The following is a 23,541-nucleotide window of genomic DNA, read 5'->3' as shown; positions in this document are numbered from 1 at the left end:
CGGAATTTGTACCTTTTACCAAACCCCAACCTTATGAGAAAGATCCTTTTTGCCTCCATCTTGATTCTGTTGGCAATACAGGTCAAGGCACAATCTGTCGCCGATTACATTTCCGCCCCTTTTCCCACTTACATGACTGCTGCTCCCGATGGAAAAGCAGTGGCTTGGGTGTTCAATGACAAAGGCGAACGAAATGTTTTCTATGCCAAAGCACCTGACTACGAAGCCAAAAAATTGACTGATTACAAAGGAGACATCGGGGTGGATCTTGGACCTGTTGTTTTTTCTCCGGATGGAAAAACCCTGCTTTTCGTCCGTGGCAATGGTAGAAATTCAAACGGCCAACCGGCCAATCCTGCTCAATTGCAGGAAAACACAGATAAGAAGATTTTCAAATTGGATTTGGAAAGTGGAAAGTCCAGCTGGTTCGCTCCAGGAACCTCACCTGTTTTCAGCCCAAATGGGGAACAAGTTGCATATTTGATCGGAGGTTCGGTTTATCTCAAAGCAAGCTCAGATAGGACGGATTCCGTCAAGCAACTTTTTACTGCAAGAGGAAGTGCCTCCATGCTTTCATTTTCTCCGGATGGAAAATACTTAGCCTTCGTTTCGGGACGAGGTGACCATTCCTTTGTGGGGATTTGGGATTTGGAGAAAAAGGAATTGAAATATCCCGAAGCCAGTCTGGATTTTGATTCGTATCCGACCTGGAGCCCTGACGGGAAAAAACTGGCCTACCTAAGAATACCAAACATCTTAAATCTTTTGCCTTTCACCTCCATCAAAGAAGCCAATCCTTGGAGTATTCGGGTTTTGGACTTGGCAAGCATGAAAGCCGGAGAAGTTTGGAAAGCAGATCCGGGTCGGGGTTCAGTCATGGTAGATGATCTACCGGCCATCAGCGAACGCCTTTGGTGGACTCCAAACGGTTCCTTGGTTTTCCCTTGGGAAAAGAACAATTGGATGCAACTCTATGCTGTAAACCCTAAAACCAAAGAAGTTAGACACTTGACTCCCGGCGAAGGACAAGTAGAATGGGTTCAAAGTTCCTTTACCAAAAACGAATTGTTGGTCACTCATAATATCGGAAACATTAATCGAAGACAAGTTTCCCGACTGGACTTATCCACATTTGACCTGGAACTCCTGTCCGATCCACAAACCATCAATTGGGCTCCGGTGCGGGTAGAAAATGGATTGGCTTGGTTTCAATCCGACTGGAACCAACCTGGTTGGCCCATGATCCAAACGGATGGAAAAAAGAGAATGCTGGCTGAATCTTATTTCCCTTCCAATTTTCCCAAAACTCTCAGCAAACCCGAAGCGATAAAAATCAAAGCTAAGGACGGGTTTGAAACGTCTGCTCAACTTTTCCTTCCAGCCAATTACGATCCCAGAAAGAAATATCCGGCAGTCATCTTTATCCATGGAGGCAGTAGAAGACAGATGCTTTTGGGCTACAATTATGGGCTTTACTATTCGCATACCTACGGCGCACAGCAGTTTTTTGCTTCTCAGGGATATATTGCTTTGACGATTAACTATCGAAGCGGAATCGGCTATGGGATGGATTTCCGTGAGGAAGAAAATTATGGAGCCGGAGGTGCCAGCGAAGTGCAGGACGTCTTGGCAGCAGCGGATTTTCTGGCCGCCCGATCCGATGTGGATGCTTCAAGAATCGCCCCCTGGGGTGGAAGCTATGGAGGCTATCTGACAGCCCATGCCCTTTCTCAGGCCCCTGAGAAATTCCATGTCGGTGTGGATATCCATGGCGTACACAATTGGAACAATGATATTCCGGTTTTTGCTCCTTGGTACGCTCCGGAGAAATTTCCAAAAATGGCAGACCTTGCCTTCAAATCTTCACCCATGAACTATGTGAAAAACTGGAAAGACCCAGTTCTCCTAATCCATGGGGATGATGATCGAAATGTGCTCTTTTCAGAAAGTGTGGAGCTGGCCGAAGTCCTTAGAAAGCAGGGGGTTGAGGTGGAACAATTAGTGTTTCCGGATGAAGTTCATGCCTTCCTGCTGCACCAAAATTGGGTGAAGGCTTTTGATGCCACTTACCAATTCATAACAAAACATTCTTTGGCGAAATAGGAGGGTTATACACAGAAACTAGAGGAAAAAATTAAGGAAAATCCTGACAGGTTTTTAAAACCTGTCAGGATTGAATGGCCGAGTTATCCACAGCAGTAACTGCATCTTTTAATCGCTTTTCCCGATCCCCGGAAACGATCAAATAGGGAAAGCCACTTTGCTCTGCTAACTTTCGATACTTCTCAAAAAAATACTGCCGCATCTCCAATTCCGGATATTCCCGCAACGGATCGGGTTCCCAAGGCAAATCGGTATCTGTGAGCAAAATCAACTCGTATTTTCTCTGCTGGATTTCTTCCAACACCCAAGGGTCCGTCTTCCCAAACCGATGCTCAGACCAAATGTGGATAACTCGTAGATCGGTGTCGCAGAAAAGGAATTTTTGGGCCTTTTCAGCCAATTGATCTTCCAACTTAACTTGCCCCTCTCCGATTTCAGCCAAGTCTTCAAATCGATAAGGCCGGTCTATTTTTTCCAGATATTCCCGAGCAAATTCGGGGACCCAGGGTTCTCCAAAATGATGGGCCAGATCTTCCGCCAAGGTACTTTTCCCTGTAGACTCCGGACCCAGAATCAATATCCGCTTAGGCTTTTGCATAGGTTTTGGCTGATTTGATCCAGGCAAACAGGCCAATGGTAGCTAGCACGGTAAAAAATAAAAACTGAAATGAGGTTAACACCAAGCCTTTGTAGAAGTACAAAGGCACTGAAACCAGATCTGTAATGATCCAAAAAATCCAGTTTTCCACCTTCTTTTTGGCCATCAGCCACATACCTACAAAGGCAGAAGCCGTGGTAAATGAATCCCAATAGGGCACATCGCTGTCTGTAAACTTACTCAGGACAAAGACCAAAGTAGGGTAGGAAACCGCAAATAGGGCAGCCGAAATCAGCCAGCCTTTTCCATCCAGCCAAGTCACGGGCAGGACATCTTGATTTTCTTTGGGATGGGTCCATACATACCAGCCGTAAATAGACATGGCAAAATAATAGGCATTGATTCCCATGTCTGCATAGAGCTTGTATTCAAAGCAAATCCAAACGTAAATCAGCGTAGAAACAATTCCCGTGGGATACACCCATATATGCTCCCGCATTGAATAAAACACCGAAGCAATCCCAAAAAATACCGCCACCGCTTCCAGCCAAGTCATATTTTGAATGCCTTGAGCAAATCCGTCGAGGAGAAATTGAAAATCCATGATGCGAAGAAAAAGAAAAATGTTGTCTTTGTTGTCGAGTTCTCAAGTTGTAGAGTTGTTTATCAGATTTTCGGATTGGAAGAGTGAAATTTTTGGCACCTCAATTCAATGGTTGGGTAAAATCTTCAGGGCTTACATGACAACCTGATAACGCGAAGCAGACAACATTGACAACCATTTCATTCAACATTCCCAACTTTTCTCACACTTGCCGGGTTTGATTGCTAACTTTGCCCGCTATGACTTTAAGCACTTTACCCGCTAAAATCGACATCGATTCCCTCGATCCCAAAGAATACATCATCATCAAAAATGCTAGGGTCAACAACCTCAAAAGCCTGAGCGTCGCCATACCCAGAAACCAGTTTGTGGTCGTCACCGGACTCTCCGGTTCGGGCAAATCTTCCTTGGCGTTTGATACACTTTTTGCCGAAGGCCAGCGCATGTATGTGGAAAGCTTGAGCTCCTATGCCCGCCAATTCCTCGGTCGGATGGAAAAACCCGACGTGGAATACATCAAAGGCGTAGCCCCTGCGATTGCCATCCAGCAAAAAGTTAGCACCAAAAATCCACGCTCCACCGTCGGCACGACCACGGAGATTTACGATTACCTCAAATTGCTTTTCGCCCGAGTGGGAAAAACGTTTTCACCGGTCTCTGGTAAAGAAGTCAAACATCACACCGTCACCGATATCGTTGATTATGTGCTTTCCTTTGAAGAGGGAGCCAAAGTCATGATTTCCTGTCCGCTTCAGTTAGTCAGAGGAAGAAAAATCGAACAGGAACTCGAGCTTTTGCTTCAAAAAGGCTATACCCGAATCCTGATCGATGGAGAGGTCTATTTCGTCGAGGATCTGTTGGGAGAAAAGAAAGTTCCCAAAGGCAACTACGAAATCCTGATCGATCGGGCCACGGTGCGAAAGGACGATGAAGACAATCAATTCCGAATCGCAGACTCGGTGCAGACTGCCCTTTTTGAAGGGCATGGCGATTGCAAAATCACCGTTCCAGATGTAGAAACCAGATCATTTTCAGACCGATTCGAGCTTGACGGAATGAGCTTCGAGCTTCCTTCGGTCAACTTTTTCTCTTTCAACAATCCTTATGGAGCCTGCAAGCGATGCGAAGGATTCGGAAATGTTTTGGGCATCGACCGTGACTTGGTCATACCGGACAAAGAACTTTCGGTCTATGAAGGAGCCATCGCACCTTGGCGAGGAGAATCCAGCAAGCAGTGGCTGGAACCGCTATTGAAAAAAGGGATCGAATTTGACTTTCCGATTCATAGATCCTACAATGAACTCACGGAGAAAGAACAAGAATTACTTTGGACCGGAAATAAGTACTTCGAAGGGTTGAATGCCTTTTTCGAAGATCTGGAAACAAAAACCTACAAAATACAATACCGGGTGATGCTCTCCCGATTCCGCGGACGCACGACTTGTCCGGATTGCCGGGGAACCCGCCTGCGAAAAGATGCAGGCTATGTCAAAATTGAAGGGAAATCCATCACCGACTTGGTGCTCATGCCCATCGAGGATGCCTTGGCTTTTTTTAGAAACCTCCAACTCACCGAGCACGAAGCCAAAGTAGCCAACCGACTGCTGAAGGAAATCACGAGCCGACTGGAATTTATGGATCAGGTGGGTTTGGGATACCTCACGCTCAATAGACTGACCTCCACACTTTCCGGTGGGGAATATCAGCGAATTAAATTGGCTACTTCCTTGGGTTCGGCGCTGGTCGGATCCATGTACATTCTTGACGAACCCAGCATCGGACTGCATCCGAGAGATACCGATCGCCTAGTTGGAGTGCTGAAAGAACTCAAAAATCTAGGCAACACGGTCATCGTGGTGGAGCACGAGGAAAAAGTGATGAAGGCCTCTGATCAGATCATTGATATCGGCCCGGATGCAGGGGTGAAAGGTGGAGAATTGCTTTTCCAGGGGAAAATCGAAGATTTGATTACTAGCGGCACCACTTACACCGCCAAATATCTCCGCGGTGAAGAGAAGATTTTCACCAAAACGGGCAACCGGAAGTGGAAAGACTCCATCACCGTCAAAGGTGCCCGGGAAAACAACCTAAAAAATCTGACGGTACAGTTTCCGCTGAATACGCTCACCTGCGTCACGGGCGTTTCCGGTTCAGGTAAATCCACCTTGATCAAAAAGGTACTTTATCCCGCTTTGGGAAAAATGCTGGGCACTGTGATAGACGAGGGCGGAAAATACGATAAGATCGAAGGCGACTATAAGCGAATCACGCAAGTGGAATTTGTGGATCAAGATCCCATAGGCAAATCCTCCCGATCCAATCCGGTAACCTACGTGAAGGCTTATGATGCGATCCGGAATCTCTTTTCCGAGCAGCCGCTATCCAAGCAGCGTGGGTACAAACCCGCCTTTTTCTCCTTCAATGTGGACGGAGGCAGATGCGAAGCCTGTCAAGGTGAAGGCACCATCACCGTGGAAATGCAATTCATGGCAGACATCCATCTGACTTGCGAGTCTTGTAAGGGAAAGCGCTTCAAAAATGAAATCCTTGAGGTCAAATACAAGGACAAGGACATCTCCGAGGTCCTCGACATGACGATCGACGAAGCTCTGGAGTTTTTCAAAGGAAAAACCCAAATCGTCAACCGACTTCAGCCCCTGCAGGAAGTAGGGTTGGGCTATATCGGCATGGGCCAAAGTTCTAATACACTGTCCGGAGGAGAAGCCCAGCGAGTGAAGCTGGCTTCTTTCTTGGGAAAAGGCGGCACCAAAACCGGAGATCATATCCTCTTTATCTTCGATGAACCTACAACCGGGCTTCACTTCCATGACATCAGCAAGCTCCTACACAGCATCAATGCGCTAATCGATCAGGGTCACTCCGTGATCATCATCGAGCACAATACCGAAGTAATCAAATCTGCCGATTGGGTCATCGACTTGGGTCCAGAAGGAGGACATAAAGGAGGTCATCTGACTTTTGCCGGCACGCCGGAGGATTTGGCAAGAGAAGAGGGGAATTACACGGCGAAGTATGTGAGGGAGAGTTTTGTTTGATTTTCAAACCTGTCAGGTTTCGGAAACCTAACAGGTTTTTCTATCTTCGCAAGCACAATCAGGAATCTTAGCTCATCCACGATAGCTATCGGGAGGTTTAGATCGGTCAAAATTGGAATCTTAGCTCAGCTGGTTTAGAGCGCTGCTTTGACAGAGCAGAGGTCATGGGTTCGAATCCCTTAGATTCCACTTGGTTCAACCACTAAGGCACAAAGTCGACAAGGTTTTGTGCCTTTTTTAATTTCATTTTACCATGAAAATCGAAAGTTTGACTTACGGATTTCATGGTAAAAATTTTTGAATAGTTGTGTTTCCCGCAGATTCTCACAGAAAAAGCCACAGATTTTCGCTGATAAAATCAGCGGACATCAGCGAAAGAAATCTGCGCCTATCTGCGTGAAATAAAACCATTAAATCACCACCACCCCTTTTCCCAGCATCTTCCGATCCAAAATTGCCTGTAAGGCTTCGGGAGCTTCTTCCAAAGAATAGGTCCTCCCGATATGCTGCTTGATCTTTCCTTCCTGAATCCAGGCCACCAGTTGGCGGATATTCTGGAAACTCGCCTTTGCTTCCACTTTGGAAAACTGTCCCCAAAAGACGCCCATAATCGAACAGCCTTTGAGCAAAGGCAGGTTCATTGGGATTTGGGGGATTTCTCCATTGGAAAAGCCCACAATCAGGTAGCGACCTTTCCAAGCCATACCTCGGAGTGCCGATTCGGTGAATTTTCCTCCAACAGGATCATAGACCACGTCTACCCCTTTGCCGGTGGTGAGTTCCTTGATGCGGGTTTTGAGATCTTCCGTTTCGTAGTTGATCGTGAGATCGGCGCCTTTTTCCTTGCAGAGGGCAAGCTTCTCTTCCGAAGAAGCCGCCGCAATGACTTTGGCACCCATTACTTTTCCCAACTCTACTGCGGCTAAACCTACTCCGCCTGCCGCACCCAGCACCAGCAACGTTTCTCCGGATTGGAGATTTGCTCGGTCTTTTAGCGCATAGTACGAAGTGCCATAGGTGTAAAGCGTGGTAGCTGCAACTTCTGCTGATAGACCGGGAGGCAAAGGAAACACCCGGTCTGTATCTACAGCAACTTTTTCGGCAAAGCCACCCCATCCACAAAGCGCCAAAACCGGCTGCCCAATCTGAAATCCCTGAACTTGCTCACCCAAACCGATGATTTTTCCCGTTACTTCTCCTCCCGGCGCAAAAGGCAATTCCGGCTTAAACTGGTACTTATTCTGGATAATCAGCACATCGGGAAAATTAACCCCGCAGGCTTCGACAGCGATCAGGATTTGATTTGAGGCAGGACTGGGGTCTGGAATTTCCTTTACCGTTAAGGTATCAGGAAGGCCAAATTGGGTACAGAGTAGTGCTTTCATAGTTTGAGTTTTGCCACGAAGGCAAGAATGTGCTACTTATAACTTATAGTAAACCAATTTCTTTTTAATTTCGGTTATTATCAAAAATTCAAGAAATGACTCGGGAAAGCCTAATCCAAAAGACTCTTCAGCATTTGGAACAATTACCAGATCAGAAAGTGAAAGAAGTCTCTGACTTTGCTGAGTTTTTACTATTCAAAATTGACAATCAGATCCTAACCGAAGGAATTCAAAAAATGGTTTCTGAGTCCAAATCTTTCGATTTTTTGGAAGATGACGAGGAGATTTATTCTGAGGAAGACCTTAAAGAAAAGTACAAGTGAAGAAAGGCGATTTGATACTAATTCCATTTCCCTTTTCTGATTTGACAGGAACTAAAAATCGACCTGCTCTAGTATTATTTTCCAACGAATTAGATGTAACCGTTTCTTTTATCACCTCTCAAATCAAATGGTCCTCAAACCATGACATCGTTTTATTCCCGTCTTTACTAAACGGCATAAAAGTGAAATCGCTTGTTAGACTTAGTAAAATGGCAACGATAAGTAAAGACCTAATTTTGGGCAAGTTGGGGGAATTATCCCAAAAAGAGTTATATGATGTGGACCAATGCTTGATTGATCTGTTCAATATTAAGCCTTGAATTAACCTGATATTCAGCTTAAACTTTTTCTCCTTAAGCATTATTCTTTGCGACCTCGGCGCCTTTGCGGTAAAATCAAAAATTCCTAGGCAAATCCTCCCGAAAGGAATAATTTTGAGGCCTTTAGAAAACTAAATCACCCTAACTATGTCCGTAGCTGCTTTTATCGCCTCCAACAAAGACCGATTCCTCAATGAACTCTTGGATCTCCTCCGGATTCCTTCCGTCAGCGCCGATCCCAAATTCAAAAACGATGTCTTTGCAGCGGCCCAGTTTGTCAAAGAATCACTGGAAAAAGCCGGTGCGGATGTAGCCGAAATCTGCGAAACGGCCGGTTACCCGATCGTTTACGGTGAAAAAATCATAGATCCGGCTTTACCAACAGTCCTTGTTTACGGGCACTACGACGTACAGCCGGCTGACCCATATGAGCTTTGGGATTCTCCTCCCTTTGAGCCGGTGATCAAAAACACAGCTGCCCATCCCGAAGGAGCCATTTTTGCCCGTGGATCTGCGGACGACAAAGGACAATTCTACATGCACATCAAGGCATTCGAGGCCATGATGGCTTCCGGAGATTTGCCTTGCAATGTCAAATTCATGATCGAAGGGGAAGAAGAAGTTGGCTCGGACAACTTGGACAAGTTCGTCTTAGCAAACAAAGAGCGACTGAAAGCTGATGTGATTTTGATTTCCGATACCCACATGATCAGCATGCAGGATCCGTCCATCACAGTCGGACTTCGCGGCATGGCTTACATGGAAGTAGAAGTGACAGGATCCAATCGCGACCTTCATTCAGGAACTTACGGCGGTGCTGTCGCCAACCCAATCAATGTACTGTGCAAAATGATCGCTTCTATGAAAGACGAAAACGAGCACATCACCATTCCGGGATTTTATGAAAAAGTCCAGGAACTGACCGCTCAGCAACGTCAGCGACTGAATGAAGCACCTTTTGACCTTGAAGAATACAAAGGCAAACTCGATATCGAAGATGTTCACGGCGAAAAAGGCTACACCACCATCGAGCGCGTGGGTATCCGTCCAACCTTGGATGTGAACGGCATTTGGGGTGGCTATACCGGAGAAGGGGCGAAGACAGTATTGCCTTCCAAGGCCTATGCAAAAATCTCCATGCGATTGGTTCCGGATCAGGATTGGCATGAGATTGCGCAGCTTTTCGAGTCTCATTTCAAAGCCATTGCGCCAAAATCCGTCAAAGTAAAGGTCAAAGCCCATCATGGCGGAGCTCCTGCAGTAGTGTCTGATTCATCAATCGGCTATCAGGCAGCAGAAGCAGCGATGGAAGAAACCTTCGGAAAAAGACCGATTCCAACACGTGAAGGGGGTTCGATTCCGATTGTGGCATTGTTCCAAAAAGAATTGGGAAGCGATCCGATCCTGTTCGGCTTTGGCCTGGATACCGATGCTCTTCACTCTCCGAATGAGCATTATGGCGTGAAAAACTACTTCATCGGAATCGAGACCATTGCAGCTTTCTTCAGGCACTTCAAAAGTCTGAGCGGAAAGTGATCAAAGTCGCCTAAATCGGCTGTCATTTAGGAATGGCCGTCCGCCTGAGCGGAGTCGAAGGCAGTTAATTAAGTAAAACATTTCGACTTCGCTCAATTTGACAACCTCTTAAGCAGAACCCTAATTCCAAAATCCCTGTTTACCTGAGTAAATCCCAACCTTGCATGAACCCAACTCCTCAAAAGATCGGTAAGCTTCTGCTTCCGGTTTTTCTTTTGATCTCCTTTCTTGCCCAAGCTCAATTGGTAAAGCCACCCAAGTGGACCTTTACTCTTGAACCAAAGGAATTGCAAGTGGGAGAAAAAGCTACAGTGATCATGGAGGCGGAGATCCCGATGGGTTGGTACGTGTATTCCAATGATTTTGACAAGGATTTGGGCCCGCTTTTGACCGAGTTTGTACCGGCCTCATCCGGAGATTTTGTGATAGCCTCTAAACTTAAAGCCATCAATCCGAAGAAAAAATTAGACGAGGTCTGGGAAGGAGATGTGACCTATTTTATGGGAAAAGGGCGTTTTGAGCAGCCTTTGACCATCAAAGTCACTTCCGGAACTATCAAAGGCTCTCTCGAATACCAAATGTGCTCCGATCTAACCGGACAATGCATCAATTACGAGCAGGATATTGAAATCAAGTTTACTGCAAAGGAAAGCACGCCGAAAACACAATCTGCAAGTTCTCCTGTAGCAGCAGCAAACCAAACAGTCGGAATTGAAGGAGAAAATAAACAATCAGCGAGTGATTCGACTTCAATTGAATCACCATTTGCTTTAAGTCCTGCTTCTGGAGAAGCAGGACAGCAAACAGGAGAAGCAGAACAGGAAACTGAAATTCCCCAAGACTTCACCGCGGAAGGCGAAACTGAATCGCTTTGGGGATTTATGGTACTTGCTTTCCTGGCTGGGCTTGCTGCATTGGTTACTCCTTGCGTGTTTCCGATGATTCCGATGACGGTAAGCTTCTTTACCGGACGCTCCAAAAAACGATCCGAAGGTATCCGTCAGGCATTTATTTATGGGATTTCCATCATTTCAATATACACGATTGCCGGAACGGCCGTTGCTGCAATTCAGGGTCCTGAGTTTGCTAACTGGCTTGCGACACATTGGATTCCAAATGTGTTCTTCTTTTTGATCTTCATTGTATTTGCCTTGGCATTTTTGGGGATGTTTGAATTGACTTTGCCTTCCCGCTTTGTGAATAAGATCGATGCGAAAGCGGAAAAAGGAGGTTTGGGAGGCGTATTCTTTATGGCCTTTACCTTGGTCTTAGTTTCCTTCTCCTGCACCGGGCCTATTGTGGGTTCTATCCTGATTTCCTCTGCAGGCGGAGAACTGGTCAAGCCTGTGTTAGGCATGTTTTCCTTTGGATTAGCCTTTGCGATTCCGTTTACCTTGTTTGCGATTTTCCCTGAGTGGATGCAGCGCTTGCCGAAGTCTGGCGGTTGGCTGAATTCTGTCAAAGTAGTCTTGGGCTTTTTGGAACTGGCTTTGGCATTCAAATTCCTTTCCATCGCTGACCTGGTTTACCATTGGGGCATTCTGGATCGGGATATTTTCCTGGCGATCTGGATTGTGATTTTCTCGGCTTTGGGACTTTACCTTTTGGGAAAAATCAGACTTCCACACGATTCCAAGCTGGACCACATCAGCGTACCAAGACTGCTGTTGGCCTTACTTACCTTTGCTTTTGTGGTTCACATGATTCCGGGACTTTGGGGAGCTCCGCTCAAAATACTCAGCGGTTATCTGCCTCCGATCACTACGCAACAATTCAAAATTGAAGGAGGGATCGCTTCAGGGGAAACTCCCTCTACTTCCACCGAAGTGATCAAATACGCTGATCTCCTGAAAATTCCCCACGGAATTCCGGGCTATTTCGATTACGAACAAGCTTTGGAGGCAGCAAAGCGTGAAGGTAAACCTCTCTTGATCGACTTCACCGGACATGGCTGTGTGAATTGCCGAAAAATGGAGGAAAATGTCTGGGTCGATCCTCAAGTTTTGAAGCGGCTGAAAGAGGACTTTGTCATGGTAGCCCTCTACATTGACGAGCGATTGGAACTTCCTGAAAGCGAATGGTACACCTCGAGCTACGACGGAAAATTGAAAAAAACCCTTGGCAAGCAAAACGCCGATTTCCAGATCACCCGATTCAACAACAACGCCCAGCCGTATTATGTCATTCTTGACCATAATGAGCAGCTTTTGGCTAAGCCAAGGGGGTATAATACCGATGTTACGGGTTTTGTCGAGTTTTTGGATGGGGCGAAGAAAATATTCAATGAGCAAAGACAATGAATCAATTATCAAACTCAATGGTCAATTTTCAATTTTTTTTCCTTGAAAATTGAGTTTTGGTTATTGAAAATTGATCATTGAAAAAGTCTTGAATCAAAAGGAAAATCTTCCTGACCGACAATTTGGATCGCTGGGAAATCCGGATGTTGCGGATTGATCAAAAAGTTAAAATCACCAGGAACCACGGCTGAAGGTACTTTCAGAACACAGATTTTCCGCTCAGCCACAAATGCATCTCCAATCTGTTGAGTATCTAAAACATGTGGAAAACTTCTCCAATTGACAGGTAAATCTTCCTTTGAAAGGATTGAGATAGAAAGGTAACTCGGAATATCAATCTCCACCATCACATAGTCTTTTGGCAAAATGGATAAGGAAAGGTGAACTGCCACCTCGGCCATGGCCAAAGCACGACTGTCTGCACAATAAATCAACTCTGTTCCTTTGGAATTCCAGCGGTTGCCGCAGAGAGCCGCACCTTTTCCTGACAGTTCTATTCCATACTTTTTCCGAATCAATCGAAAAACCCGCATCAGACAAAAACACCCTGATCAATCCGCTGAAGCTCACTCAGCACTAACTCTTTGCCGTAAGAGTCCCGAAGCAACTCGATGGGACGTCGATTACCGAGTGCATGGCTGCTGGCATTGAGCCAAGCCCCGAAATCCTCCGCAGAATCAAACACCTCCAAGCCTAAAACCGTCACCTCCATTAGCTCAATGATCTTTTCAGAATGAATCGAGCGAAAGACGTAATCCGATTCTTTTTTGTAACGCTGCAAAGACTTAAGTGAGATATCCAAAAAATCAGACCACTCCTGATCAGAAAATGGGGCCAATTCCTTGATCGACATAAAAAGCGGATTCGGAATGCCCTGACGGATCACATCTACAACCATCATCCTATCTGTGAAAAATCGTCTCAAAGGAACACCATGTAGCGTTGGATATTTTGAATAGCGAGGAAGACTTGTCACGTAGGTAGCCATCTCCTCGGCTACGGAAATTAGTTGGATATAGTCTGAATCACTCATTGCTAAGAAATTTGTCTTTTAATTTACGACATTTTTCCAAAAATGATTTCCTTCTACTTATTTTTTTATCGAATCTTAAAAATTACCCCTCTATGATTCGATTTTTCACCGCCTTTTGTACGGCCTCCAACTTATTATGCACTTGGAGTTTGGCGTAGATATTCTCGATGTGCTTTCGGACAGTTTTGGGAGAAATGAATAGATTTTCTCCAATCTGGTTGTAATTGAGACCCTTTGAGGTTTGTTCTAGAATTTCAATTTCGCGCGATGTGAGAGAGATATCCTCTTTGGGTTGTTCAAAGTTTGGGGGATTTCGCAAGAGCTTGAGTGCTTTCATCGCAATAGATGGAGTCATAGCAGCACCACCTTCGAGAGTATCCAAAATTCCTTGATGCAGCGTAGGAGGGTCAACTTCTTTCAGGAAATAACCATGAGCTCCTGCTTGAATTGCTTTGAAAATATGCTCGTCATTGTCAAAGACAGTTAGCATAATGACCTTGATTTGTGGATACTTTTGAGCAACTTTTTCTACGGCCTCTATCCCATTCATCTTGGGCATTTCGATATCCATCAAGATGAGGTGGATATTGGAATTCTTTTCAAGCTTATCCAATAATTCTATTCCGTTGGTAGCAAGAATCTTGATTTCGATGTCTGAAAAAATTGCTGTTTTTTCAAGAATTGCTTTCAGCAAAAAGCTGTTGTCTTCAGCAATGGCAAGTTTGATGGACATAATTGAAAAGTTTGATTGAAAATAAAAAAACGGCTTCTGCCATCCTAGGAGACAAAAGCCGTTCGAAAATTTTTTTAGATCTATTACGGGTAGATTTCTTCCAAAATCTGAGCTAGCCTTACACTCGCTGCGATCATTCGTTCCTCAGCAATGTGGTAATTTTCGTACATATACTGATAACTGATTTTCTTGTTTTCTGGCAATTTGTAAACCATAGGTCGGTAGCTCACGGCTTCTTTCAGCCAATCCAGCATCGTAGCTGAACGGTATTTAGCCTGCATTTCAGGAGTCAATCTACGGAAAAGTTCATCACCTATTTCGGTATAGCTCATTCCCTGACGATCGATCATTCCACTGTCCCAAAGCGCATGAAGATTGGTTGGCTGATTGAAAAACTCAATTTTCACGTCATTCCCACCACGGTCATCACCAGTGCCCACATGCAGCGGTTGGTGAATATCCTCTACCATATGAATGAGCATTTTCAGCTTTTCAGATTCTGTCTTTGGATCCAAACCACCAGCCTTTAGCTCTGCTTTAATACGTTGAATAGCTTCATATGCGTCGCCTGTTTTCTCCTGAGTACTGGGATCATATTCTCCGTTTTTACTATTGAGGTAATGCCAGGTGGTCGCATAATCATAGCTTCGATCAGATCGGATATCATCCATCCAGGTACCACTTTTCCCCAAAGACATGGGAAAGAGGATTTTTTCAATCTTCTTTTTCGTGGATTTTTTCATTTGCTTCTCCGCCATATACCCGATCAGGTAATGACCCAATTGTCCCCATGCAAATGCTTGGGAAACCAAAAGGCTGAAGAAAAGTGTAAGCGTTAAGGTTTGTATTCTCTTCATAATTGTAATAAAAATGCGAAGATATGCCTTCGCTGAATTTTTGAGTTAAGGGAAAATTATCCTTTGGAGAGCTCGGACACAGCCAACCAAGCCATCAGCCCTGCGCCAATTTCCAGCGCATCTTCTTCAATGTCAAAGGTCGGCGTATGGACTCCAGAGGTAATTCCACGGGCTTCATTTCGGGTACCCAATCGGTAAAAGCAACCATCAATTTCTTGCGAATAAAACGCAAAATCCTCAGCAGCCATCCAGATATCCAAATCCAGAACATTTTCTTCGCCGAGGTAATCCCTGGCAGCCTCCATGGATCTAGCCGTCAACTCAGGTTCGTTTTTAAGAAATGGATAACCCTTTCTGATTTCGAAATCCAACTGACCACCCATTCCTTCTACAATACCGTGAGCGATTTGAAGCATTTTTTCATGTGCTTTGGCTCTCCATGCTTCGTCAAGTGTTCTGAATGTGCCCTGAATTTTCACTTCGTTGGGAATCACGTTTGTAGCACCCAATGCCTCAACACGTCCAAAAGAAAGCACAGATGGAATTTTGGGATTTGCTACTCGGCTGACAATCTGCTGAAGGGCCACAATCATGTGAGATGAAATCAATACCGGATCGATAAATGTCTCCGGCATCGCCCCATGTCCTCCTTTTCCTTTTACGGTGATGTATATCTCGTCTGTACTAGCCATGTAAAGACCAGGACGAAAACCCACTTTCCCTGCGGGAATCATAGGCATCACATGCTGACCTATAATCGAACTGGGACGGGGATTCTCCAACACGTTATCTTTAATCATCAAGGAAGCGCCGCCAGGAACCAATTCTTCACCGGGTTGGAAAATGAGCTTGATTGTGCCTTCAAATTGGTCTTTGACTTCATGGAGAATTTTGGCAGCGCCCAAAAGAGAGGCAGTATGCGCATCATGCCCACAGGCATGCATGACTCCAGGATTCTGTGATTTGTAGGGAACATCATTAGCCTCCACGATTGGGAGAGCATCCATGTCTGCACGCAGAGCTAGGACTTTTTTCTCAGGGTTTTTTCCTTTGATGAGGGCAGACCAGCCTGTAGTAGCTTTAGATTCAATTTCGGTAATACCTATTTGGCGTAGTTTTTCTTCTACAAATACTGCGGTCTTAAATTCTTTGAAAGAGAGCTCAGGATTTGCATGAAGATGTCTGCGTGTGGCAATCACCTCTTCTTTGTATTCCTTTGCCAGGGATTTAATTCTGTCCTTGAGCATTTTGATCGGTAGTAACGGGTGGCACGTATTCTTTTCTCAAGAATCTATCTTGAATAATTCGTGCAGTGGGAAATTGAGCTTTGATTCTGGAAAATGCCTTTTGAGCCTCCACTTTATAGGTGTATTGACCAATTTTTACCAAATACCGGGGCTGCTGATATTGCATCTCAGGAGTTATTTCCGGAAAATAGAGGGTAAGATCGTCTCTGGATTTAAATGCAGCATTGCGATCAATTCCCGAATAGACCAACACCGTGAAACCACTAAAATACGGTTCGGACTTATTCTTATCATAGATCCTCTTTTGCAATTCTCTCAATTGGCCGTCTACTGCCTGTGAAGAAGAAAGGGTCTCTGGCTTGGGTTTATCAACGGGCGACTTGAATTCGGGATATTCAGGCAAGGAAGCAACCAAATTTTCTTGATAACCGGAAAATGAGGTAGGTCCATCCGAAGACACCATCACTGTGGACTTGCATCCCAAGACCAATAAAGAGATTCCAATTACCCAGAGTTTTTTCATTGAATTTTAATTTTCAATAACCACACAAACACCGTCCAAAATATCTTGCTCCACACTTTTATATTTCACATCCAGCTTAGTACTTCCATCCTTGTATTGAACGGAGACTTTATCATTTCTGCCATATACTTTTTCTGTTTTGCGAGGAGCCACCGGCTGTGGAGCAGGTCTTCCTGCAGAAGCTGCGGCTGCTACTGCACGGTTTGCTCCAGGATTCAACGTACTTCCTACTTCTGCTTTCGATGCTTGAACTTTGGGCTCAGGAGCACGCTGTACCTGAGCTTGTTGGACCTGAGCAGGATCCTGCTTTGGCAAATCAGCTCTGGTCAGGAAGGAAATCATATCCTCATTTAGCTTGCCGATAAATCGCTTAAACATCTCAAATGCCTCAAACTTATAGATCAAAAGCGGGTCTTTCTGCTCGTAAACGGCATTTTGTACCGACTGCTTCAGATCATCCATGTCTCGTAGATGTTCTTTCCAGTTTTGGTCTATGATAGCTAGGGAGACGTTTTTCTCAATAGCCCGGATCAATTCGTGGCCTTCAGTCTGAATTGTCCTTTCCAAATTACACACCACACCGATCTGCTTAATACCATCCGTGATTGGCACCATAATATCTTTGACTGTGCCTCCTCTTTCTTCCTGAACTCTGGTGAACACAGGCAATGCTGTCTGAGCAATGAGACCATTTTTCTTTTGGTAAGTCTCAAACGCTGTGGCATAAAGCTCTTGAGTCAACTTGCCAGCATCTTTGGTTTTGAGATCACCTTCAGAAAGGTGATAGTCTACCCCAAGAGTGGTGAAGATGTTCATTCTGAGATTTTCGGCATCTTCGGTCGATTTGCCCATTGTAATGAGGCTCTCGCAGACATCATAGACGATGTTGAGAATATCCAGCTCCAATCGATCCCCCTTCAGTGCATTTCTTCTTCTCTTGTATACCACTTCGCGCTGTGAGTTCATCACATCATCGTATTCCAGAAGGCGCTTACGAGTACCAAAGTTATTCTCTTCGACCTTGCGCTGTGCTCGCTCGATCGACTTGGTGATCATCCTATGCTGAATTACTTCTCCTTCTTCAAGACCCATTCGGTCCATAAGCTTGGCGATGCGGTCAGAACCGAAAAGTCGCATCAAGCTGTCTTCTAGAGAAACGAAAAACTGAGAGGAACCCACATCACCCTGACGACCGGATCGACCGCGAAGCTGTCTGTCTACTCGTCGAGACTCATGGCGCTCAGTACCGATGATCGCCAGACCCCCGGCCTTTCGGGATTCAGGAGTCAACTTGATATCCGTACCACGTCCTGCCATGTTGGTCGCAATGGTCACAGTGCCCGGCTTACCAGCTTCTGCCACAATATCGGCCTCTCGGGCATGTTGCTTAGCATTCAATACTTGATGAGGAATTTTCTTAAGCGTCAGCATTCGGCTGAGTACTTCAGAAATTTCTACGGAAGTAGTACCCACCAATACAGGTCTTCCTTGAGCTACCAACTCATTGATTTCATCCGTGACCGCATTGAATTTTTCTCTTACTGTCTTATAAACTTTATCCTCTCTGTCTTGACGGATAATTGGCTTATTGGTAGGAATTACGACTACATCAAGCTTATAAATCTCCCAGAATTCTCCAGCTTCAGTCTCCGCAGTACCCGTCATACCGGCTAGCTTGTGGTACATTCTGAAGTAATTCTGAAGCGTAATCGTTGCGTAAGTCTGTGTAGCGTCTTCGACTTTTACATTTTCTTTGGCTTCGATGGCTTGATGCAAGCCATCAGAATAACGACGACCTTCCATCACACGGCCAGTCTGCTCATCGACAATCTTTACCTTGCCGTCAACGATGATGTATTCCGTATCACGCTCAAACATGCAATAAGCTTTCAAAAGCTGATTGACAGTATGGATGCGTTGAGCTTTTACGCTGTAATCTTTGATTACTTCTTCTTTTCGGATGAGCTTTTCTTTGTCATCAAGAGTGGAATCTTTCTCCAAATCTGCAATTACAACCCCGATATCCGGAAGAATAAAGAAGGTTGGATCTTCGTTTTTGGCAGTCATGGCTTCGATACCACGATCTGTCAGATCTATTACATTGGTTTTTTCGTCAATGGTAAACAAAAGCGGTTCGTCTGCCTCAGGCATGTTCCGCTTGTTGTCCTGTAGGTAGTAATTTTCTGTTTTCTGAAGGATTACGCGTACGCCTGGTTCAGAAAGGTATTTGATCAATGGCTTATATTTCGGGATGCCTCGATAAGCTCTGAAAAGCGCCAACCCTCCTTCTTTTTCATTTCCATCGGCAATATGCTTTTTGGCTGAAGCGAGAAAACCCTGAACCAGCTTTCGCTGCTCATCTACCAAGGTAGATACCCTAGGCTTCATCTGATCAAATTCATGTACATCCCCTCGAGGAACCGGGCCCGAAATAATCAATGGTGTACGCGCATCGTCAATCAATACGGAGTCAACCTCATCAACCATAGCAAAATGATGCTTACCCTGCACCAAATCACCTGCTTCGCGGGCCATATTGTCGCGGAGATAGTCAAAGCCAAATTCATTATTGGTACCGTAAACGATGTCAGAAGCATAGGCTCTCTTTCTCCCCGGAGAATTAGGCTGGTACTTATCGATGCAGTCTACTGTCAATCCATGAAATTCAAAAATCGGAGCATTCCATTCGGAGTCACGCTTGGCGAGGTAATCGTTGACTGTTACCAAATGCACGCCCCTACCAGAAAGCGCATTGAGGAAAGCTGGCAAGGTTGAAACCAAGGTTTTTCCTTCACCTGTCGCCATTTCGGCGATTTTACCTTTGTGAAGGACCATTCCACCAATGAGCTGAACGTCATAATGGACCATGTCCCACACCACTTCGTTGCCGGCAGCGATCCACTTGTTATGCCAGATGGCTTTTTCGCCTTGGATTTCCACATTTGGCTTTCGGGCTGCAAGTTCTCTGTCGTAGATATTGGCTGATACTTCGAGCTTTCCATGTTCTTTGAATCGGCGGGCTGTCTCTTTTACAATTGCAAAAGCATGGGTCATCACCTCATCAAGGACTTTTTCTAATTCGGAGTCTCGCTCTTTCTCGAGCTTGTCGATTTCATTGAAAAGCTGATCCTTTTGATGGATTGCTTCTGAAGGAAGTGATTCAATTTGGTTTTTAAGATCCACGATTTTATCATCGATGGACTTGAGCCGCTCGTTGATTTTCAATCGGAGCTCTTGGGTTTTTTCCCTCAGCCCATCATCACTGAGTGATTTTAATCCCGAAAAAATCTGATTGATCTCTGTGACTTTCGGGAGAAGTTCTTTGATATCTCGGTCGGATTTGGTGCCGAAAATTTTGGCCAATCCTTTTGCAATAAAATCTAGCATGGTATGGTGTTGAATCCCTTTTTAGGGGCTTAAAAATAAGCCCTTTTTGTTAGAATTGATAATAAGGCCCACTAGACGGAAGGCCTGGTTTTTTAATGGTTTATAAGATGATCTTTCCGCTGAAAACCTGTTCAGCTGGTCCAATCAGCCAGATATCTCGATATCCGCCTAATTGATCTTGCTGAAACTTCACGGACAATTTTCCACCTAGGGTATTAATTTTTACTTGATTTTGGTTTTGAAGAGCTCCAAATGCAATTGCAGCAGCAGTCACACCTGTACCGCAGGAAAGCGTTTCATTTTCTACCCCACGCTCATAGGTCCGAACAAACACTTCATGATCACTGATTTTCTCTACAAAATTGACATTGGTACCAGCAGGGGCATAGCAGGCATCATATCGGATTGCTCTTCCTTGATCAAAAACCGGATAATCTTTTGCCTTCTCTACAAAACGGATGTGATGAGGCGAACCGGTATTGACAAAGAAATCTCCCAAACTTTCGGTAATACCTGAAACATTTCCCATCATCAACTCTACCTGATCACCTGCCAAAATCGCTTCATGAGAGCCATCTATTGCTAGGAAATGGGTTTTTTCTTTGATAATTCCCAAAAAAGCAGAAAAGGCAACTGCGCATCGAGATCCATTTCCGCACATGCTTTGAGATCCATCTGCATTGAAATAGATCATTTCAAAATCAAACTCCGCATGATTTCGGATCAGAATCAACCCATCCGCCCCTATCCCGAACTTGCGGTCACAGAGCTTTTGTACCAAGGATAAATTCTTTTCGTCAAATCGCTGGTCTCGATCGTCGATCATGACAAAGTCATTGCCTGTTCCTTGGTATTTATAAAATGAAAGTTCCATTTGGTTTTTGATATCGGGGAAAAGACAAAAACTTATCCATATCCCCAAACGATCACAAACTTAACCAACTTGTCAGAAAATCAGACTTAATGTCTGACTGTCCATTCCATTTTCGTCAGAATATCTCTAGTTTTCGCAACTATCTCTCTCTTGAGTTGGTTTTTAAAATGCATTTAATACACAGACAATGAAAAATAAAAACACAGACATAACCCGAAGATCATTTGTAACTAACTCAGCAAAAGTCGGATTGACAGTGGGCTTCATTGGGTCATCCATTACTGATTTGTTGGCAAAAGGAATAGAGGTACCCAAAAGCGTTCCCTTCTCAACTGGGTTTTCTCAGAATCCACTTCCCTACAGCTACACAGCGCTTGAGCCTCACATCGATGCACGGACGATGGAAATTCATTATACCAAACATGCCGCTGCCTATGCCAACAACCTAAAAGATGCGGCAAAAGAGGAAGGTGTGGATACATCAAAGCCCTTGGAAAACGTCCTTGGAATTATCTCCAAATACACTCCAAAAATGCGAAACAACGGAGGGGGGCATTACAATCACGAACTCTTTTGGAGCATCATGGCTCCCAATGCCGGAGGAAAACCAGAAGGAAAACTGATGGAGGCTATCACTGCATCATTTGGAACCTATGAAGCATTTGTAACCCAATTTGAAAACGCTGCAAAAAGCAGATTTGGATCAGGTTGGGCTTGGCTTAGTGTCACAGCAGACAAAAAGCTGGTCGTTTCCTCCACACCAAACCAAGATAATCCGCTGATGGATGTTGCAGAAGTGAAAGGAACTCCGATCCTTGGCTTAGACGTATGGGAACATGCTTATTATCTAAATTATCAGAACCGGAGACCAGATTATGTGAGTGCTTTTTGGAATATAGTCAGCTGGAAAGCAGTCGCCGAGCGATACCAAGCAGCGATCTGAAGAATTGAAACTACTAAAGGCCGGAAAATCCGGTCTTTTTCTTTTATTTCAATCCTGAATTAAGAATTCCAACATCATGCAAGATCCTAAATCACTCACCTCTGTCGCCCTTTTTCATCAGACATTCAAACATCCTGTACTTCCTGAGCCCACCATTCCATCCGAGACGAGATGCAACCTACGGGTATCACTTTTGTCTGAGGAATTAAAGGAGCTGGAAGAGGCAATCGAAAACAAAGACATTGTAGAAATAGCCGACGCGCTATGTGATTTACAGTATGTATTGTCAGGAGCAATTCTGGAATTTGGCTTAGGAGAAAAATTCAAAGCACTTTTTGACGAAGTGCAGCGCTCCAATATGAGCAAGGCATGCAAAACAGAAGAAGAGGCCAGAGCAACCGTAAAACACTACGAAGACAAAGGAACGCCTTGCTTCTATGAAAAAGAAGGAGATTTATATTTGGTATTCCGAGAGGGTGATCACAAGACGCTTAAGTCTGTGAATTATTCTCCAGCGGATTTGAAGGGAATCTTGGAGAAATAAGCCCAAAAGCAACAATCAAAAGCCGGTTTGAGTGATCAGGCCGGCTTTATTTTTTGGTTAGAAAAACAAAAAGCCCCTCATTTCTGAAGGGCTTCTGTACCAGGAGCGGGAATCGAACCCGCACGGCCGATATGGCCACAAGATTTTAAGTCTTGCGTGTCTACCTATTCCACCATCCCGGCTTGCTCTACCGTTCCGTAGAGATTTCAAGAATCGAATGTACAATGTCCTGAAATGAAAAAGCCCTTTTGCAAGGGCTTTTTTGAGCGAGAGACGAGATTCGAACTCGCGACCCCGACCTTGGCAAGGTCGTGCTCTACCAACTGAGCTACTCTCGCAATAAATAGCGCTCTTACCGTCGTCTGAGCGAATTGTGGATGCAAAGGTATACCCTGAAAATATTTTTGCAAGGCATGAGTCAATAATTTTTTTGAAAAATCGATTAATTTTTATGTTTAGTGCTGATTCTCAGAACTCATAAGAGACCAAAATTTTCACCATTTCGCCGACGTTTCTTGCACCTAGCTTCTTTAATATGTTTTTCCGGTGAGTAGCTACCGTATTTGGTGAGATGTTTAGAATGCTGGAAATTTCTTTGGATTCTTTACCTTCCAAAATAAGATTTACAATCTCTCGCTCTTTACCTGTTAGGGCTATCTCTTTATCAACAGGTGAATTTTTACTTACAAAGATTTTACTTCCATCATCCTTGGTAAAAGAATAGTTCCAATCATAGCTTTTCACCTTGGGTGGGGTAAACAACTGAATGATGATATGCAAATCCATAATGAAATTACCTGCCTCATCGATCACATAAGGCCTGACCTTAGCTGTCACCCAGGTGATTTCCTGTGTTTTGCGATGTACCCATCTTGTGGTATAAGAAAATTGAAAGGTATGCCTTTCTGGAATACTCAATGAATGGTAAACCTCGAAAACTATTTTCTGAAAATTAAATAGTTCAGGTCTATCATCAGGATGAATCATAGCAAAAGATGTTTCCATTCCTTTGTTACGAAACATTGAAGAAGGAAACCCTGTAATGCTTTCAACATTTCCGGCAAAGAAGGCCAAATTCAAATTGCGATAATCAAAACAAGCGATAAGGAGTTCTTCGCGCATTCCTATCGTATTGCTCAGGACTAATAATTCGTCTTTTAGCTTTTGCTCATCAA

At 44.6% G+C, this 23,541-nt stretch carries 20 protein-coding genes and 3 tRNA genes; 9 read left to right on the top strand and 14 right to left on the bottom strand.

The features are described from left to right. Positions 1 to 33 precede the first annotated feature (33 nt). A complete protein-coding gene (locus tag ACFPIK_RS07470) occupies positions 34 to 2,103 on the top strand; it encodes a S9 family peptidase (RefSeq protein WP_377913798.1) in 2,070 nt (689 codons plus the stop codon). A gap of 64 nt (positions 2,104 to 2,167) precedes the next feature. Here the strand turns inward: ACFPIK_RS07470 and ACFPIK_RS07465 are convergent, their stop codons facing one another. Both ACFPIK_RS07465 and pnuC read right to left on the bottom strand, forming a co-directional pair. Further along, positions 2,168 to 2,701 carry an AAA family ATPase gene (locus tag ACFPIK_RS07465; protein WP_377913796.1) on the bottom strand — a complete coding sequence of 178 codons (534 nt, stop codon included), beginning with the start codon at positions 2,699 to 2,701 and terminating at the stop codon, positions 2,168 to 2,170. Further along, positions 2,688 to 3,305, bottom strand: coding sequence for a nicotinamide riboside transporter PnuC (gene pnuC / locus ACFPIK_RS07460; protein ID WP_377913794.1), 618 nt, complete (start codon positions 3,303 to 3,305; stop codon positions 2,688 to 2,690). The genes ACFPIK_RS07465 and pnuC overlap by 14 nt, the downstream gene beginning before the upstream one ends. Positions 3,306 to 3,544: 239 nt before the next feature. Here pnuC and uvrA point away from each other — a divergent pair, with 239 nt between their 5' ends. Together uvrA and ACFPIK_RS07450 are read left to right on the top strand one after the other, a co-directional pair. Continuing rightward, on the top strand, positions 3,545 to 6,361 hold the full coding sequence (gene uvrA, locus ACFPIK_RS07455) for an excinuclease ABC subunit UvrA (RefSeq protein ID WP_377913792.1): 2,817 nt from the start codon (positions 3,545 to 3,547) through the stop codon (positions 6,359 to 6,361). A gap of 114 nt (positions 6,362 to 6,475) precedes the next feature. Then, a tRNA-Val gene (locus ACFPIK_RS07450) sits at positions 6,476 to 6,550 on the top strand. Between the two features lie 221 nt (positions 6,551 to 6,771). Here ACFPIK_RS07450 and ACFPIK_RS07445 read toward each other — a convergent pair. Beyond that, positions 6,772 to 7,746, bottom strand: a complete 975-nt coding sequence (locus ACFPIK_RS07445; protein WP_377913790.1) for an NADPH:quinone oxidoreductase family protein — start codon at positions 7,744 to 7,746, stop codon at positions 6,772 to 6,774. A gap of 95 nt (positions 7,747 to 7,841) precedes the next feature. On the opposite strand from ACFPIK_RS07445, the gene ACFPIK_RS07440 reads away from it, so the two are divergent. The 4 genes from ACFPIK_RS07440 (at position 7,842) to ACFPIK_RS07425 (ending at position 12,225) form a co-directional block, all read left to right on the top strand. Further along, positions 7,842 to 8,069, top strand: a complete 228-nt coding sequence (locus ACFPIK_RS07440; RefSeq protein WP_377913788.1) for a DUF2281 domain-containing protein — start codon at positions 7,842 to 7,844, stop codon at positions 8,067 to 8,069. Further along, positions 8,066 to 8,389 (top strand): type II toxin-antitoxin system PemK/MazF family toxin, encoded by a 324-nt coding sequence (locus ACFPIK_RS07435; RefSeq protein WP_111391436.1) that lies wholly within the window; start codon positions 8,066 to 8,068, stop codon positions 8,387 to 8,389. The genes ACFPIK_RS07440 and ACFPIK_RS07435 overlap by 4 nt, the downstream gene beginning before the upstream one ends. A 147-nt stretch (positions 8,390 to 8,536) precedes the next feature. Then, positions 8,537 to 9,925, top strand: a complete 1,389-nt coding sequence (locus ACFPIK_RS07430) for a dipeptidase (protein ID WP_377913785.1) — start codon at positions 8,537 to 8,539, stop codon at positions 9,923 to 9,925. Between the two features lie 164 nt (positions 9,926 to 10,089). Further along, on the top strand, positions 10,090 to 12,225 hold the full coding sequence (locus ACFPIK_RS07425) for a protein-disulfide reductase DsbD family protein (RefSeq protein WP_377913783.1): 2,136 nt from the start codon (positions 10,090 to 10,092) through the stop codon (positions 12,223 to 12,225). 74 nt (positions 12,226 to 12,299) lie between these two features. On the opposite strand, the gene ACFPIK_RS07420 is transcribed toward ACFPIK_RS07425, so the two are convergent. From ACFPIK_RS07420 to dapF, 8 genes are all read right to left on the bottom strand, one after another. Further along, positions 12,300 to 12,743 (bottom strand): RES family NAD+ phosphorylase, encoded by a 444-nt coding sequence (locus tag ACFPIK_RS07420; protein WP_377913781.1) that lies wholly within the window; start codon positions 12,741 to 12,743, stop codon positions 12,300 to 12,302. A 14-nt stretch (positions 12,744 to 12,757) separates the two neighbouring features. Further along, positions 12,758 to 13,258: a type II RES/Xre toxin-antitoxin system antitoxin gene (parS, locus tag ACFPIK_RS07415; protein WP_377913779.1), complete on the bottom strand. Its 501-nt coding sequence runs from the start codon at positions 13,256 to 13,258 to the stop codon at positions 12,758 to 12,760. 82 nt (positions 13,259 to 13,340) lie between these two features. Then, the gene (locus tag ACFPIK_RS07410) at positions 13,341 to 13,991 is read right to left on the bottom strand and encodes a response regulator (RefSeq protein ID WP_377913777.1); all 651 of its coding nucleotides are present in this window, start codon (positions 13,989 to 13,991) and stop codon (positions 13,341 to 13,343) included. Between the two features lie 83 nt (positions 13,992 to 14,074). After that, a complete protein-coding gene (locus ACFPIK_RS07405) occupies positions 14,075 to 14,848 on the bottom strand; it encodes a S1/P1 nuclease (RefSeq protein ID WP_377913775.1) in 774 nt (257 codons plus the stop codon). A gap of 56 nt (positions 14,849 to 14,904) precedes the next feature. Then, positions 14,905 to 16,095 carry a M20 metallopeptidase family protein gene (locus ACFPIK_RS07400; protein ID WP_377913773.1) on the bottom strand — a complete coding sequence of 397 codons (1,191 nt, stop codon included), beginning with the start codon at positions 16,093 to 16,095 and terminating at the stop codon, positions 14,905 to 14,907. Continuing rightward, positions 16,076 to 16,618, bottom strand: a complete 543-nt coding sequence (locus ACFPIK_RS07395) for a hypothetical protein (RefSeq protein WP_377913771.1) — start codon at positions 16,616 to 16,618, stop codon at positions 16,076 to 16,078. Before ACFPIK_RS07395 ends, ACFPIK_RS07400 begins: the two co-directional genes overlap by 20 nt. Positions 16,619 to 16,624: 6 nt before the next feature. Then, positions 16,625 to 20,005, bottom strand: a complete 3,381-nt coding sequence (gene secA / locus ACFPIK_RS07390) for a preprotein translocase subunit SecA (RefSeq protein ID WP_377913769.1) — start codon at positions 20,003 to 20,005, stop codon at positions 16,625 to 16,627. Positions 20,006 to 20,105: 100 nt separating this feature from the next. After that, positions 20,106 to 20,879 carry a diaminopimelate epimerase gene (dapF, locus tag ACFPIK_RS07385; RefSeq protein WP_377913767.1) on the bottom strand — a complete coding sequence of 258 codons (774 nt, stop codon included), beginning with the start codon at positions 20,877 to 20,879 and terminating at the stop codon, positions 20,106 to 20,108. A gap of 187 nt (positions 20,880 to 21,066) precedes the next feature. On the opposite strand from dapF, the gene ACFPIK_RS07380 reads away from it, so the two are divergent. Beyond that, entirely contained in the window at positions 21,067 to 21,822 is a 756-nt protein-coding gene (locus ACFPIK_RS07380) for a superoxide dismutase (RefSeq protein ID WP_377913765.1), read from the top strand. 76 nt (positions 21,823 to 21,898) lie between these two features. Then, positions 21,899 to 22,366, top strand: a complete 468-nt coding sequence (locus tag ACFPIK_RS07375; protein WP_377913763.1) for a pyrophosphohydrolase domain-containing protein — start codon at positions 21,899 to 21,901, stop codon at positions 22,364 to 22,366. Positions 22,367 to 22,463: 97 nt separating this feature from the next. Here the strand turns inward: ACFPIK_RS07375 and ACFPIK_RS07370 are convergent. The 3 genes from ACFPIK_RS07370 to ACFPIK_RS07360 form a co-directional block, all read right to left on the bottom strand. Next, positions 22,464 to 22,548 (bottom strand) — tRNA-Leu (locus ACFPIK_RS07370). An 83-nt stretch (positions 22,549 to 22,631) separates the two neighbouring features. Then, positions 22,632 to 22,704, bottom strand: a tRNA-Gly gene (locus ACFPIK_RS07365). 130 nt (positions 22,705 to 22,834) lie between these two features. Beyond that, complete coding sequence (locus tag ACFPIK_RS07360; protein ID WP_377913761.1) at positions 22,835 to 23,488, bottom strand: LuxR C-terminal-related transcriptional regulator; 654 nt, start codon at positions 23,486 to 23,488, stop codon at positions 22,835 to 22,837. Between the last annotated feature and the right edge of the window lie 53 nt (positions 23,489 to 23,541).

Origin of the sequence: Algoriphagus aquatilis (genome assembly GCF_042657405.1) — a bacterium.
Taxonomy (GTDB): Bacteria; Bacteroidota; Bacteroidia; order Cytophagales; family Cyclobacteriaceae; genus Algoriphagus; species Algoriphagus aquatilis.
Note: the sequence above shows the minus strand (reverse complement) of the source record. Positions and strands in the feature narration are given on the sequence as shown.